The sequence below is a fragment of the Synergistaceae bacterium DZ-S4 genome (genome assembly GCA_025943965.1).
GTDB lineage: Bacteria > Synergistota > Synergistia > Synergistales > Synergistaceae > Caenicola > Caenicola nitritireducens.
On sequence record JAPCWD010000003.1, the window covers coordinates 164212 to 178895 of the forward strand.

Below are 14684 nucleotides of genomic sequence, written 5' to 3' on the forward strand. Positions count from 1 at the left end.
AGACTGCCTCCTGCTTATCAATGCTATGGGGGCACCGAAATGCCCCCACTTTATAATACTATTTTGCGCTTTGTCTACTTTACTGCTCCGATTTCCTTGTAGTACTTCAGTGATCCCTTGTGGAGGGGGACCTGGATATACTTCAGGTTCTCGGGAGACATGGAAGCAAGTCTTGTCGAAATGTTGAGGATATCCTGCTTGTGCTCGTAGAGTGCCTTCGTCATTTTGTAAGCATCTTCATCTCCGAGCTTTTCGGTTGTGATGAGGACGTTCCAGCTTGCGAGTGCCTTAACGGGCGTGGTCTGGCCTTTGTAGGTGTTTGCGGGGATATCGAATGGCAGGTAGTAGGGGAGTTCTTTTCCAAGTTTTGCAACTATGTCTGCTGGAATGTCGCGGAATTCTGCTGTGCCAAGTGTGGTGATCTCAACGACCCCGGCGATGCCAAGAGCTCCTACTGTGAGTGCTGCGTCGATGTTCTTATCGGCAAACGCTCCGGCTGTGTCGGAAAGTCCAAGGTTCTCCGGCTTGATGTCCTTGTCGGGGTCAAGTCCCGCTACCTTAAGAAGTGTGCGCACCGTTACTTCGGTTCCGCTTCCGACTGCTCCGACAGAGACCCTCTTGCCCTTAAGATCCTGGATCGATTTGATGTTGCTGCCCTTTGCGACGAGGAAGTGGATGGGTTCGGCATAAAGGGGAACAAGTCCACGGAGTTCCTTCATCGGCTTTCCTTCGAATGTGCCCTTGCCTTCATAGGCAAAGAAATAGAGGCCGTCCGCAAAAATTACTTCAGCTTCACCCTTACCAAGGAGAGCAAGGTTCTGTGCTGTTCCGCCGGTTGACTGTGCGTTTGCCTTCATTCCGGGGATCGCGCTGTTCCATACTTTTGCCATGCCTGCGCCGACCGGGTAATACGTTCCGCCTGTCGATCCTGTGCCGATGTTGATAAACGTTGCTGCTGATGCGGCTCCGGCGAATACAAGGATCATCGCCGTTACGATAAGGAATCTTGCTGTCTTTGTCATACACAAAGCACCTCCGTGATATTTTTCCGCACCTGATCATGAAATGATTTTATAAATAAAAAAAATTTTTCCCGTCAGGTACGGCTCCGCAATTCTACCAAAGAAAAATGGTTAACACAACGGCAAAAATTACATTCTCTTGTATTTCAGTGGTCCGTACCAGCAAAAACGTAATAATTGAATGTCATTATAGATTTTTCTTTGCAATCACCCCCATAAAAACCAGACAATTGAAATATTAGATTAAAACAATTCTTCAATCAAACCAGCAATAGAATTCAAATCATATTTGATAATGAAACAGGAGTTTACGACCGTGCCATGTAAAGCATATTACATACTGTCGGCAATGATAAGTTTAACGGCATCCTCAGGGCCGCTGCTGTACAAATCTCCTCCATGAGGGTCAGCCAGAACTACCAGAGGCATATCCCTTATCTCAAGCCTCCGGACAGATTCGGGACCAAGATCCTCATATGCGACCATTTCAACTGACACGACAGATCGGGCAAGGAGTACAGCTGTTCCGCCTGTCGCTCCGAAATAGACGGCCCGGTTTTTCCTTATAGCTTCGAGGACTTCCTGGTTCCTCTTCCCTTTCCCTATCATGCCTCTCAGTCCCCTTTCGAGAAGAAAGGGAGTATAAGGATCCATCCGGCCGCTTGTGGTAGGACCGATAGGTCCTATGACTTCTCCCGGGGGTGTAGGAGCCGGTCCGGCGTAAAAAATTATCTCGCCTCTGATGGGGAAAGGTTCTTTTTCTCCCGATGCGATGCTCTCGACGAGCCTTTTGTGGGCTGCGTCCCGTGCGATAAGGATGCTTCCTGAAAGGTATACGATATCTCCCGCCCTCAGTCCCATTACGTCATCTTCGGTCAGGGGTGTTTTCATGTATTTAGCATCCATTTATGAGCCTCCCCTCTATCTTTCCCTCCGCATGCCGGAGTGCATGGCAGCATATATTTACCGCTACTGGCATCCCAGCTATATGTGCAGGCAGTGTCTCAATATGTGCATCAAGGGCTGTTGTCATTCCGCCGTATCCGCCTGGACCTATGCCAAGTTCATTGACCCTCTTAAGGATCTCTTTTTCCATCTCAGCGTACTCAGGGATTTGGTGCCTGACACCTTCCGGTTTGAGCAGTGCGCGCTTCGATGCGAGTGCAACAGTTTCGAAATTGCCGCCGATGCCGATCCCAAGGACTATCGGGGGACACGGGTTGGGACCAGCGGTTTTTACAGCCTCTACCACTGACCTTATGACTCCTTCGGCGCCGTCCGCAGGCTTCAGCATATATATCCTACTCATGTTTTCGCTTCCCATACCCTTAGGACTGACTGTTATTTTAATATCCTTGCCGGATGTTATTTTCCAGTGGATGACGGCAGGTGTGTTGTCTCCGCTGTTTTCCCTTCTGAAGACAGGATCTTTGACCACGGACTTGCGAAGATATCCATCCCTGTATGCCCTGCGGATACCCTCATTTACCGCTTCCTCTATGTTTCCGTCCCTGACGCTGACGCTTTGGCCAATTTCAATAAAAACTACAGCCAGTCCGCAATCCTGACATATCGGCATATTTTTTTCTGCCGCCAGCTCCGCGTTTTCAAGGATATCCGTGAATGCCTGCCTTGCTATGGGCATCCTTTCCTTATTCAGGGCATCACGGATCAGCTTTTTTAGCCCGTCAGGAAGAAACATGTTTGCCTTGAGTGCCAGATCACTCACCAGATCAGTGACCTCACAAGCCTGCACCTCATATCTTTCGTTCATATAACTCCCCCTTTTGCAGCATCAGCACAAGACATCCCTTTACCCCGCAGAGCCAGCCTCATAAATGAGGTCATGGAATTGCGAAGTGAGTAGAAAGGCATCGGTGCTTTCAGTATTTATGAAATCCGGTTATATTATACGGCGTTTTTTCAATTCTAAATAAAGGTGTATCACAGCGGCAAGATTCAGGATAACTATCACAGCAAGGCTTGTCCTGTAGCCTTCCGGGGAAAATTGTCCATCGGCCACAGGATAAAAATCAAGAACGACCCCGATGAACCACTGGAATATGAAGGAAAAGAGAAAGATTGTAAAATTAAGAAGAGAAAGCACTCTGCCAACCTCATTGGCCTTGTAGAGTTTTCTCATTAAGGGGAAGGAGATCATCGTCATCGTTGAGAGGAACATCACGATCCCCCACAGAGCAGCAGATCCCCTTCCGTTTTCTACTGCGATGAAACCGAGTACCATAGTAAGGAGAGCTCCTGAATAGAGATACATTCTTTCCCATGAAAGGAATCCTCTCTTTTTAAAAAGATCCGCCAGTATTCCGTTAAGGAAGTATCCTGCAGCAGCACCAGTAAAGGCGTACATCATATATGTACCCGCTTCAGCCTCTCCCATCCCTGCAACGTCCCTCATCCAGGGCCCGACCCAAAGATACAAATATGCGAACATTACGCTCTGTGCTGCTGTCACCACAGGGGCTACGAACCAGAATCTGGGATCTGCAAAAAACGCGACCATCTGTCTTAGCTGTTCTGTAAATGTAGTTTTCTCACCTGATGCCTTATTTCCGTCCCTAGGGGTGACGAACCATATCGAAACAGCGGTAAGAAGTGTAAAAAGAGCAAGAAATGCAAATACGGTGCGCCACGGAAGTACACTGATCGCAAACCCGATGGGTTTAGTCGCCACCATACCTCCTATACCGCCTGTCAGGCATTCCAGGCTGTAGACAAGGGGAAGGCGTTCAGATGGCAGCCATTCTGAATATGCTTTAAAGGCAGCCATAAGGCAACCCGATAACCCTATGCCAGTAAGGGCCCTGGAAAGGATAAGTTGTCCGACGTTTTGGGAATATGCAAAGATCACGGCTCCTCCGACCGCGAAAAGCATAAAGGGCGCAAGTGTTTTTCGTGCGCCGTAACGGTCAAGCCACACTCCAAGTGGAAACTGTGCAATGCCGAAAGAGATAAGGTATACGGATGTCATAAATCCAAGATCTGAGGGAGAGAGGGAAAATGTATTCACCAATATTGGCGACATGATGGCATTGGCGCTGCCCAGCAGTACCGAGATAAAATACCCAAGCCCAAACGGGATAAAAAGTCTTAAGAAAAGCGGAGAGAGAAGAGACATTTCCTTATCCTGCAAAATCAACACTCCAGACAAAGTTCTGAAATCCTTAACATTATAACCAAAGATATCAGTATTTATCGAGTAAAGTTATGAATTTCATATATAAAATATCAAAATTATTTGATTATCGGTCACGGACGATATTCAGGCAGGTATCCTGACAGCAAGTATCCAATTACGCTGCTCGCAGAGAGAGTTCCCCGTGAGCGGAAAGCAGTTATGGGAACCCAAAAATGTTGTGAAGTCAGCGTTGCTTATTGCCATAAAATCCTGAGCGCCGGCAAGAGGCGGCGATAACGATGCAGCATGAAGAAAGAGACCGCTTGGCGTATTAAAATACGCTGAGCGGTCTCTTTCAAATGTTGTGAAGTCAGCGCTGCTTATTGCCGGCGCTCAGTTTACTTCGTAAGAAGGGTAAGCATAGCTCCTGCCGCAACTGCGGTACCAATGACTCCGGCAACGTTGGGGCCCATTGCATGCATCAGGACATAGCTTCCCGGGAATTCCTTGGATACGACCTTCTGGCATACACGTGCGGCCATCGGAACAGCAGAAACTCCCGCAGCACCTATTACCGGATTTATCTTTCCGCCGGAGACCACTTTCATGAGCTGGCCAAAGAGCACTCCACCGGCTGTACTGAAGATGAACGCAATAAGTCCCAATGCAATTATCTTAAGAGTAGCAACAGTAAGGAATGATTCAGCGCTCATTGTGGCTCCGACAGATATGCCGAGGAATATCGTAGTCGCATTGAGCACCTCGTTCTGGGCAGCAAGAGAGAGACGCTCGGTGCATCCGCATTCACGGAGCAGGTTGCCGAACATGAGCATCCCGACAAGGGGGACCGAAGCGGGAAGTACAAGTCCGCAGGAGATGGTCGAAACTATCGGGAAAAGGATGCGCTCTGTCTTTGTAACGGGACGGAGCTGTTCCATCTTAATGCCGCGATCCTTTTTCGTCGTCAGAAGCTTGATGACGGGAGGCTGGATAAGAGGCACCAGCGACATATAGCTGTATGCTGCCACAGCGACTGCTGGAAGTATGTGTTTTGCCAGCTTAGCACAGAGGTATATTGCCGTCGGGCCGTCAGCCCCGCCGATTATCCCTATGCCTGCGGCTTCCTGGATAGTAAAGCCCATGAACATGGCTCCGATGACTGCAAAGAAAACTCCGATCTGCGCAGCAGCCCCGAGCAGGAACGTTATGGGGTTCGCAAGAAGCGGTCCAAAGTCGGTCAGAGCACCTATACCCATGAATATGATGACCGGGTAGAGTTCGTGGTCAATGCCGAACTTTACGAAATAGAGGAATCCGCCCGGATCTACGATGCCGGAAAGCGGCAGGTTTACAAGCAGACATCCGAAAGCGATCGGCATAAGCAGAAGGGGTTCAAAACCCTTCGCGATAGCTAGATAGAGCAGCACAAACGACACTATAAGCATAACAAGTGTAGGCATATTAAGGGCGATAAACCCAGACTGCTCAATTACGCCTTTAAGCGCGGTCAAATAGAGATCCATTTAATTTCCCTCCCTGGAAAGTCCTGCCAAAGCAGACTAACCGATAACCAGGAGAGTATCGCCAGTATTGACAGAATCTCCTTCCTTACAGCCAAGCTGAGTGACTGTTCCTGCCGAGGGAGCATAAATTTCATTCTCCATCTTCATCGCTTCAAGGATAAGGACAAGCTGTCCTGCTGTTACGGGAGCGCCCTGGGAGACAAGGATCTTAAGCACCTTTCCGGGCATCGGTGCTTCGATCGCGCCGGCTCCGCCTGCTATCGGTGCGGGTGCTGCCGCGGGTGCAGGTACCGCAACCGGTGCGGGAGCTGCCACAGGCGCGGGTGCTGCCACGGGCGCTGCTGCGGGTACCTGAGCTGCTGCCGGTGCTCCTGCGCCCATTTCTTCTACATCTACGTCGTATGCCTTACCATTTACTGTAACCCTGTATTTGCGTGCCATCAGAGAAAAACCTCCTCAATAATTTTGTAAAAGTTATTTGTTAATCCTGAAAACCTTCTGTGTTCTGGATCCTGCCTACAAATTTCCAACCGGACCCGGCCGGAGCTTTTGCAGGAGCAAAAGAAACGACCCTCGCCGCGCTTCCGCACATAGCTGAAATAGCCGCAGATATGACTGCCAGCAGGACTCCGTCATCTTCTGCCGAAGGAGCGGCTACTGCCTGTACTGCAGCAGGAGGGGTCGGTGCCGACTGTGCTGCGGGGGCTGATGCAGTATCTTTTTTGCTTCTGTCTATAGCGTTGCATACATGCTTCATTCCCATCATTACCAGCATAAGGCCTATAATGACAATAAACACTATGCTGAAGGCAATAAAGGACATTACGAGACCGCCGCCTACACCTGTGAAATGGGAAGCAATTGAACTTTCAGTCATTCAATACGCCCCCTTAGTTGGGCAGGATGCCATGTTTGCGCTTCGGACGAAGCTCGCACTTGGATTCTGTCATAACAAGAGCCTGGTAGAGAGCGGGGCGTGTTTCCTCGGGGAGGATCACCCTGTCTACAAAACCGCGGGCTGCCGCACAGTAGGGGTTCGCAAATGCCTCTTTGTATTCCTCTATTTTCTGAGCTCTCATCGCTTCTTTATCTTCTGCCGCATCAATGTCCTTGCGGAAAATGATGTTCGCGGCGCCTTCTGCTCCCATGACCGCTATCTGAGCCTGTGGCCATGCCAGAACAACGTCTGCTCCGAGGTCTTTGCTGCACATGCCGAGGTATGATCCGCCGTAAGCCTTGCGGAGGACTATCGTGATCTTAGGGGCAGTGGCTTCGCTGTAAGCGTAAAGGAGTTTCGCTCCGTGACGGATTATGCCGCCCATTTCCTGGTTGAGTCCGGGCAGGTATCCTGGAACGTCCTCGAAGGTTACGATAGGAATGTTGAATGCATCGCAGATGCGGATATGGCGGCTTGCCTTGTCGGAAGCATCGATATCAAGGCATCCTGCCATAAACTTCGCCTGGTTTGCAATGATACCTATAGATCTTCCGCCGACCCTTGCAAAGCCTGTAACGATATTGCGCGCGTACATTTCCTGGACTTCACAGAAATCTCCGTTGTCAACGACCTTTCTGATGACGTCGCGGACATCGTATCCCTTGTTGGGATTGGTCGGGACCATCTCGCGGAGTGAGGGATCCATGCGTGCGGGATCATCGCCTGTTTCGATGAAGGGAGGTTCTTCCATGTTGTTGCTGGGCAGATAGCTGAGAACTTTCCTGGCCTGTGCGTAGCATTCAGCCTCGTCTTTGGCGAAGAAGTGAGCACACCCTGATGTGGCGTTGTGAGCCCTTGCTCCGCCGATCTGCTCCGATGTTACGTCCTCGCCGGTTACCGCCTTGATGACCTGGGGACCGGTTATGTGCATGATACCGATCTTGTCGACCATAAATACAAAGTCAGTGAGCGCCGGGCTGTAAACAGCTCCGCCTGCGCAGGGACCGGCAATTATGGAGAACTGGGGGATAACACCGCTTGCCTTTACGTTCTTGAAGAAAATGTTTCCGTATCCGGAGAGAGCATCTACCGCTTCCTGGATACGGGCTCCGCCTGAATCGTTGATGCCGATGCAGGGTGCTCCGTTGGTGAGGGCAAGATCGAGTACTTTACAGATCTTCTTTGCATGCATTTCACCAAGTGAACCGCCCATTACTGTGAAGTCCTGGCTGAATACATATACAATACGCCCGTCAATAGTACCGTACCCGGTAACTACACCGTCGCCGAGAAAGACTGTGTCCTGGAGCCCGAAGTTAACACAGCGGTGCTCTACAAACTCATCGATCTCAACAAAGCTTCCGGGGTCGAGAATTGCGTCGATCCGCTCACGTGCGGTCATCTTGCCCTTCTCGTGCTGTTTGGCAATGGCTTTTGCTCCACCGCCCTGTACGGCCTTTTCCCGCTTTTCAACGAGACTCGCGCACAGTTCGTCAATCGTCTTGTCCGCCATTACTACTAACCTCCTTGATGTTCTGAAACTTTCGGTACTTTTTAGCAAAGACTCCCGTGCTGCAGATACAGCACGGGGGTCCTTCTTAACTCAATATTAGCGTTCGCTCAGTTCGAGCAGGATGCCTCCGGTCGCCTTAGGATGGATAAAGGCGATCTTTGCACCGCCCGCGCCGAGGCGGGGCTTCTCATCGATAAGGCGAATACCTTTTTCCTTGAGCTCCGCAAGTGTTGCCTCGAGGTCATCGACCCTGATAGCCATATGGTGGATGCCTTCGCCCTTTGCTTCGATAAACTTCGCTACGGGACTTTCGGGGCTTGTGGCTTCAAGAAGTTCAACTTCAGTGTCCTTAAGGGGCAGGAATGCTGTTTTCACCTTCTGCTCAACAACTTCTTCCACTCCGTGACATTTGATGCCAAGTGTGGCTTCCCAAAGCTTGAGGGACTCATCAATGCTTTTGACCGCTATTCCTATGTGGTCGATAACTGTCGGTTTCATTTTCTACGCCTCTTTCGCTCTCTTCTCGGCGACTGCCTTTTCAAGCCAGGCGATCGTCTCTGTCGTTGGCGTGCCGGGTCCGAAGATCGCTCCGGCTCCGAATCCCAAAAGCGTGGGATAGTCTGTTTCGGGGATGACTCCGCCGCCAAAGACTATTATGTCGCTTGCGTTCTTTTCCTTGAGCAGGTCGATGATCGCCTTAAAGCAGTACTCATGGGCTCCTGAAAGTATGCTTATCCCTATTGCATCGGCATCTTCCTGGATCGCTGTGGCGACGATCTGCTCGGGTGTCTGACGAAGTCCTGTATATATTACTTCCATGCCTGCGTCCCTGAAGGCTCTGGCGACGACTTTTGCTCCGCGGTCATGGCCATCGAGTCCTGGTTTCGCAACAACTACGCGAATTTTACGGTCCATCTTTTTTTCCTCCTTATCAGCTCTTCAGAAAACCTAAAGAACCACGTTTTCCTTGTACTCGCCAAATACTTCGCGAAGAACACCGCAGATCTCGCCTTCTGTTGCATAATGGCGTACTGCATCAAGAATGAGGGGCATGAGGTTCTCTTCGCCCTGGGCGCCCTTGCGTACGGCTTCGAGGCAATCCCTGACTTTGACATTGTCCCGGTTTTCTTTCATTGCGCGAAGTTTCTTTATCTGGTTTACTCCAACGCTTGCGTCGACTTTAAGGAGTTTGCGCTCAGACATGTCTTCTTCTATCTGGAACTTGTTGACTCCGACGATGATGCGGTCTCCGGACTCGATAGACTTCTGGTACTGGTAGGCGGCATCCTGGATATTCTTCTGTGGATAGCCTTTTTCGATCGCGGTCATCATTCCGCCCATTTCGTCTATCTTGTTGATGTACTCCCAGGCTCCGTCTTCGATCTGCTTTGTGAGAGATTCGACAGCGTAGCTTCCTGCGAGAGGATCGACCGTGTTGGTTATTCCTGACTCGTATGCAACTATCTGCTGAGTACGGAGAGCGATGCGGACCGATTTGTCCGTCGGAAGGGCAAGAGCTTCGTCAAGGCTGTTGGTGTGGAGCGACTGGGTCCCTCCGCAAACCGCCGCCATCGTCTGGATACTGACGCGAACGATGTTGTTCTCAGCCTGCTGTGCCGTAAGTGTGCATCCCGCTGTTTGCGTATGGAAGCGGAGCATCTGGGCGCTCTTGTCAGTTACTCCGAAGCGTTCCTTCATGATCTTTGCCCATATCTTGCGTGCCGCGCGGAACTTGGCGACCTCTTCGAGGAAATCGTTATGCGAGTTGAAGAAGAAGGAGAGGCGTTTGCCGAACACGTTCGGATCCTGTCCCGATTTGATGGCTGCTTCAATGTATGCTATACCGTCTGCAAGGGTAAATGCGACTTCCTGTACCGCTGTTGATCCTGCTTCCCTGATGTGGTAGCCGGAAATCGAGATGGTGTTCCACTTGGGGATGTTGTTGCTGCAGAACTCAAAAATATCGGTGATCAGGCGCATCGAAGGCTTGGGAGGGAATATGTATGTTCCCCTGGCGATGTATTCCTTGAGGATGTCGTTCTGGATGGTGCCTGAAAGCTCGCACATCGGCACACCCTGCTTTTCAGCGACTGCGATGTACATAGCAAGCAGTACCGACGCAGGTGCATTGATCGTCATTGATGTTGAGACCTTGTCAAGCGGGATCTGGTCAAAGAGTATCTCTGCATCTGCAAGGCTGTCTATCGCAACTCCGACTTTGCCGCATTCTCCGACCGCCATGGGGTCGTCTGAGTCGTAACCGATCTGGGTGGGAAGGTCAAAGGCTACTGAAAGGCCTGTCGTCCCCTGGCCCAGAAGATAGCGGTAACGTCTGTTGGAATCTTCTGCTGTTGCAAAGCCGGCATACTGGCGCATCGTCCAAAAACGGCCGCGGTACATTGTTGGCTGAACTCCCCTTGTATAAGGATACTGTCCTGGAAAGCCAAGATCTTTTGAATAATCAAGGCCTTCAAGATCCTGAGGGGTATATGTCCTTTTGAGGGGGATACCTCCTCCTGTCGTGAAGTTGTCCTTCCTTTCAGGGTTTTTCGCCAATGTCTTAGCTACTGATCCTTCGTAGCACTTGCTTCCTTCTTCCACTTCCTGGAGCTGTTTTGGGTCAAACACTTACTCCGCCTCCTTATGAAACATTTCGTGACCGTTTTGGGAACTGATCACCTGCACACATGATTGGGTCGTAAAAAATCACACCGTACTATTATCAGCCAGGTTTGCGAAAATTGCAACATTTGACAGGTCATTTCAGACACATTCACCAAACCTGCAAAATATTCCTTTTCAAAAGCTTTTTTGCAAATAGACGTAATATACCTTGAAGCAAGTTCTTAAGTGAACTCTTTCACCTTCTTTTAGGCGTAAAAAAAATAATTGCACCTTCGTTTAAAAATGGCTAAATAGAAATATCAGAATAATCTTTCTTGTTTGAAAATTACTACACGGCATTTTTAGGAATTATTTTAATTAGATTTTTTTATACATTACCTTATCCTTTATGTTGCTGTATTATTAATGGACCTTAACAGACAGACAGAAAAGAAAGGCAGGTATAGAGATGCAGAAAGCGATAAAGATCACGGATAAGATATACTGGATAGGCGGCAATGACCGCGAGACAGACCTCTTTGAAGGACTGTGGACTTTGCCAAAGGGAGTTTCATACAACGCATATCTTATCAATGACGACAAGACCGCGATAATCGACACGATAAAAAGCGGCAACCTTTCGGATTACATCGAGAGGCTGACATCCGTGCTTCCCGAAGGCAGGGGAATAGACTACCTCATAGTCAACCACATGGAACCGGACCACTCAGGTTCCATAAGGATGCTTCGCCACCTCTACCCTGAGATGAAGATAGTGGGCAACAAAAAAACAGTTGAAATGATCGACGCCTTCTACAGGATAACGGAGAACATAATTGAGGTAAAGGAAGGTGACGTCCTCGACCTGGGGCACCATAAGGTGACCTTCGCAATGATACCCATGGTCCACTGGCCCGAGAGCATGGTAACCTATGACGCCACAGAGAAAGTGCTTTTTTCAACAGACGCTTTCGGAGGCTTCAGCGCACTCGAGGGCGGCATATTCGACGATGAGCTCGACATGGTCCATTATGAGTACGAGATCCTTAGATATTTCGCCAACATAGTCGGACGTTACGCCGCGCCGACTCAAAAGGCGATCGCCAAGGTCAGGGTGCTACAGCCAAAGATCATCTGTCCGGCACACGGTCCCATACACAGGACGAACCCATGGCATATAGTAGATCTTTACGACAAGTGGAGCAGGCATGAGACGGATGAGGGAGTTGTGGTCGTATACGGTTCAATGTACGGAAATACAAAATTCATGACCGATGCCATCGCACGTTCGATATCAGAAGCAGGCATAAAGGATGTCTTCGTACACGACGTTTCCAGGGACAATCTTTCATTCATGGTCGCGGACATATGGAGGTACAAGGGGCTGGTGCTCGGAAGCTGCACCTACAACACAGAGCTCTATCCGCCTATGGCGACACTTTGCAGATCACTTTCAAACAAGATGATGAAGAACAGGATACTCGGGATATGCGGTTCATACAGCTGGAGCAAGGGAGCTCTGGCAGAACTGCAGCTCTTCGCTGAACAGGGAGGGGACTGGACGCTCATTCAGCCGTCGGTGGAAGTAAAATCCTGCCCGACGGAAGAAGACCTTGACCAATGCAGGCTGCTTGGAAGGAACGTTGCTGAAGCGGTAAAAAAACAGTTCATAAAATAAAATTTTTTTAAAGGCAAAAATTAAAGGGAGCCCCCCCGAAACCTGAGTTTTGAGGGGGCTCCCTTTGTGTTTGAAACTACCGGTTCATCTCGTTGATCTCAATATCCGGTATATACTGCTTAAAAAATTTTTTGAGATCACTGACCTGGTCGCGCTCAAAAAGCACTTTCCATCCCAGCGTGTCCCTTTCCAGAAATACCATCGTTTCGCCACCCTTGTGCATCAAAGTGATGAACTTGATATCTTCCCATTTCATCACCTCTCTGTGGTGGGTGATCCAGGTGTGTGTCTCCTTGACCATCCCTATCGGGGATAAATATACAAGTTTCCGGTAATTGAGAGCAAAGAAACTCGCAAACCCCAGTATGATGTTGGGCAGGATCTTTTCTGTTACACCCTGAGAATAGTACCTCCAGAGAGTACCTCCTATTAGATAGATCCCTATTGCGGCAAAAGTCGCAGTCTTATAGTTGCTGGTGGTCCTTCCTGATCTTGAGACCAGGAGATTTTCAAGTTCCGGCAGTTTTCCCTGCAATTTAAACTGCTCTTATCTTGCTAAACCAGATCCGCAGGACCCGTTTTTCCGCCCTTGACGGGTTCTCCGTCCTTACCGCGCCAGAATATGCCTATGCCCATGTAGGTCATGATTATTGCTACGATAGGGTTAAGATAGTTGAGGAATGCGTAAGGGATATACTGAACGGTAGGAACTCCAAGAACTGTAGTATGGTATGCACCGCAAGTGTTCCATGGAATAAGAACAGAGAGAAGAGTACCAGCGTCTTCCAGCGAGCGGGACAGCATCCTTGGGTGGAGTCCTTTTTCTTCAAATGCTGAACGGAACATGGTTCCAGGCATTGCTATGGACAGATACTGGTCGCCAAGGAAGATGTCGCAGACAAAGCAGGACATTATAGTTGCTGTGATCATTCCGCCGACTGACCTGATGGGCTTCATAATAGCTTCAAGCATGACCTTGAGGAAACCGCATGTCTCCATGGCAAAACCGAATGTGAATGCGCAGATGATAAGGGAGATCGTCCAGTTCATAGACTGCAGACCGCCGCGCTCCATAAGCTTAACTATGTCGTTCGCTGCTTCCAAAGCAATATCCGGGGCGACAGTGATATTGCTCTCGGCAAGAACTTTAGCCAGAGCAGCAGCATCTTCACCAGCACCTGCTATAGAGGCTGAAACTGAGGGTGCGTAGCCGTACTGCATGATATTCAGGATTTCGCCAAATCCTGAACCATTGACCAAAGCAATGACAATAGCTACAAAGATACCAGCCCACAGGCTTGGGAGGGCGGGTTTACGCGTTGCAGAAAGCCCAATGACAACCAGGGGTGCCAGGAGGGTGATCGGGTTGATCCAGAACTCTGCTCTCATAAGTGCCTGGATAGCAGCTATCTTCGCAGTGTCAAGCTGTCCGCCTGAGTAACGGAAACCGATCACAAGCGTTATTGCAGCAACTATTATGTAAGTAGGCCCGGTGGTCCACACCATGGCTCTGATGTGCTGAAAAAGGTCAGTTCCCGCAACGGCCGGTGCCAGGTTCGTAGTATCAGAAAGCGGAGACATCTTGTCGCCGAAGTATGCTCCTGAAATGACTACGCCAGCCGTTAGAGGAGCCGGGACACCAAGACCAAGCGCGATCCCCATAAGAGCTATGCCGACAGTTCCGGACGTACCCCATGATGTACCGGTCGAGAGTGATACAACTGAGCAGATGAGCAGTGTGGCGAAAAGGAAAATTGACGGGCTTAGAATGGCCAGTCCATAATAGATCATTGTTGGGACTACTCCGCTTACGATCCAGGTCCCAATAAGCGGACCAACCGTATAAAGGATAAGACAAGCCTGCATACCTGTCATTATGCCGTCAATAATACCTTTTTCGATTGTGGCGTAATCATATTTAAGGACTACAACTCCAACCGCGATCGCAATCATTGCGCTAAGGATAAGCGCGATGTGAATATCAACTTCCCATACCAGGACACTGGCTCCAATCAGTGCAGCTGCCGACAAAAAAACTGCAAGAGTTAACGCCAGTGAAGGTTTACGAGGCTCCATAATAAGACAACTCCCCTTTCGATCATTCTGATAAGTTTAGAAACAAAAAAGCAGAAAAAAATAAAACTTGAAAAGTGATTTGATCAGCCGACCACCTCCGTCTTTTGAAATCAAAACCGTAAAAAGCGGCTTGGCATAAAGGTTAACGCAACATATGAAAAAAAGTGTTTTTGTTGCCTCTCTAAGTAATTTTAC

The 14684-nt window shown here is 49.4% G+C and carries 14 protein-coding genes; 1 reads left to right on the plus strand and 13 read right to left on the minus strand.

Annotation, left to right across the window (positions count from 1 at the left end):
* Positions 1–74 precede the first annotated feature (74 nt).
* From OLM33_03200 to OLM33_03250, 11 genes are all read right to left on the minus strand, one after another.
* Positions 75–1022, minus strand: coding sequence for a TAXI family TRAP transporter solute-binding subunit (locus OLM33_03200; protein MCW1712677.1), 948 nt, complete (start codon positions 1020–1022; stop codon positions 75–77).
* A 333-nt stretch (positions 1023–1355) separates the two neighbouring features.
* Positions 1356–1928 carry a Fe-S-containing hydro-lyase gene (locus OLM33_03205; protein ID MCW1712678.1) on the minus strand — a complete coding sequence of 191 codons (573 nt, stop codon included), beginning with the start codon at positions 1926–1928 and terminating at the stop codon, positions 1356–1358.
* On the minus strand, positions 1918–2796 hold the full coding sequence (locus OLM33_03210) for a fumarate hydratase (protein ID MCW1712679.1): 879 nt from the start codon (positions 2794–2796) through the stop codon (positions 1918–1920). The genes OLM33_03205 and OLM33_03210 overlap by 11 nt, the downstream gene beginning before the upstream one ends.
* 129 nt (positions 2797–2925) lie before the next feature.
* Positions 2926–4173 (minus strand): MFS transporter, encoded by a 1248-nt coding sequence (locus OLM33_03215; GenBank protein MCW1712680.1) that lies wholly within the window; start codon positions 4171–4173, stop codon positions 2926–2928.
* A gap of 383 nt (positions 4174–4556) precedes the next feature.
* On the minus strand, positions 4557–5681 hold the full coding sequence (locus OLM33_03220) for a sodium ion-translocating decarboxylase subunit beta (protein ID MCW1712681.1): 1125 nt from the start codon (positions 5679–5681) through the stop codon (positions 4557–4559).
* Positions 5682–5717: 36 nt separating this feature from the next.
* Positions 5718–6122, minus strand: coding sequence for a biotin/lipoyl-binding protein (locus OLM33_03225; protein ID MCW1712682.1), 405 nt, complete (start codon positions 6120–6122; stop codon positions 5718–5720).
* A gap of 40 nt (positions 6123–6162) precedes the next feature.
* Complete coding sequence (locus OLM33_03230) at positions 6163–6558, minus strand: OadG family protein (protein ID MCW1712683.1); 396 nt, start codon at positions 6556–6558, stop codon at positions 6163–6165.
* A gap of 13 nt (positions 6559–6571) precedes the next feature.
* Positions 6572–8131 carry a methylmalonyl-CoA carboxyltransferase gene (locus tag OLM33_03235; GenBank protein ID MCW1712684.1) on the minus strand — a complete coding sequence of 520 codons (1560 nt, stop codon included), beginning with the start codon at positions 8129–8131 and terminating at the stop codon, positions 6572–6574.
* 96 nt (positions 8132–8227) lie between these two features.
* The gene (gene mce, locus OLM33_03240; GenBank protein ID MCW1712685.1) at positions 8228–8629 is read right to left on the minus strand and encodes a methylmalonyl-CoA epimerase; all 402 of its coding nucleotides are present in this window, start codon (positions 8627–8629) and stop codon (positions 8228–8230) included.
* A gap of 3 nt (positions 8630–8632) precedes the next feature.
* Positions 8633–9046: a cobalamin B12-binding domain-containing protein gene (locus OLM33_03245; GenBank protein MCW1712686.1), complete on the minus strand. Its 414-nt coding sequence runs from the start codon at positions 9044–9046 to the stop codon at positions 8633–8635.
* A gap of 33 nt (positions 9047–9079) precedes the next feature.
* Positions 9080–10759 (minus strand): methylmalonyl-CoA mutase family protein, encoded by a 1680-nt coding sequence (locus OLM33_03250; GenBank protein MCW1712687.1) that lies wholly within the window; start codon positions 10757–10759, stop codon positions 9080–9082.
* Between the two features lie 445 nt (positions 10760–11204).
* On the opposite strand from OLM33_03250, the gene OLM33_03255 reads away from it, so the two are divergent.
* A complete protein-coding gene (locus OLM33_03255; GenBank protein MCW1712688.1) occupies positions 11205–12413 on the plus strand; it encodes an FprA family A-type flavoprotein in 1209 nt (402 codons plus the stop codon).
* Positions 12414–12489: 76 nt separating this feature from the next.
* Here the strand turns inward: OLM33_03255 and OLM33_03260 are convergent, their stop codons facing one another.
* Both OLM33_03260 and nhaC read right to left on the minus strand, forming a co-directional pair.
* Positions 12490–12948, minus strand: a complete 459-nt coding sequence (locus OLM33_03260; protein MCW1712689.1) for a hypothetical protein — start codon at positions 12946–12948, stop codon at positions 12490–12492.
* Positions 12949–12968: 20 nt separating this feature from the next.
* Entirely contained in the window at positions 12969–14489 is a 1521-nt protein-coding gene (gene nhaC, locus OLM33_03265; protein ID MCW1712690.1) for a Na+/H+ antiporter NhaC, read from the minus strand.
* Positions 14490–14684 lie beyond the last annotated feature (195 nt).

Coding starts and splice junctions, on each gene's coding strand:
- OLM33_03200 (MCW1712677.1), bottom strand. CDS start 1,022: ATGACAAAGACAGCAAGATTCCTTATCGTAACGGCGATGATCCTTGTA.
- OLM33_03205 (MCW1712678.1), bottom strand. CDS start 1,928: ATGGATGCTAAATACATGAAAACACCCCTGACCGAAGATGACGTAATG.
- OLM33_03210 (MCW1712679.1), bottom strand. CDS start 2,796: ATGAACGAAAGATATGAGGTGCAGGCTTGTGAGGTCACTGATCTGGTG.
- OLM33_03220 (MCW1712681.1), bottom strand. CDS start 5,681: ATGGATCTCTATTTGACCGCGCTTAAAGGCGTAATTGAGCAGTCTGGG.
- OLM33_03225 (MCW1712682.1), bottom strand. CDS start 6,122: ATGGCACGCAAATACAGGGTTACAGTAAATGGTAAGGCATACGACGTA.
- OLM33_03230 (MCW1712683.1), bottom strand. CDS start 6,558: ATGACTGAAAGTTCAATTGCTTCCCATTTCACAGGTGTAGGCGGCGGT.
- OLM33_03235 (MCW1712684.1), bottom strand. CDS start 8,131: ATGGCGGACAAGACGATTGACGAACTGTGCGCGAGTCTCGTTGAAAAG.
- mce (MCW1712685.1), bottom strand. CDS start 8,629: ATGAAACCGACAGTTATCGACCACATAGGAATAGCGGTCAAAAGCATT.
- OLM33_03245 (MCW1712686.1), bottom strand. CDS start 9,046: ATGGACCGTAAAATTCGCGTAGTTGTTGCGAAACCAGGACTCGATGGC.
- OLM33_03255 (MCW1712688.1), top strand. CDS start 11,205: ATGCAGAAAGCGATAAAGATCACGGATAAGATATACTGGATAGGCGGC.
- nhaC (MCW1712690.1), bottom strand. CDS start 14,489: ATGGAGCCTCGTAAACCTTCACTGGCGTTAACTCTTGCAGTTTTTTTG.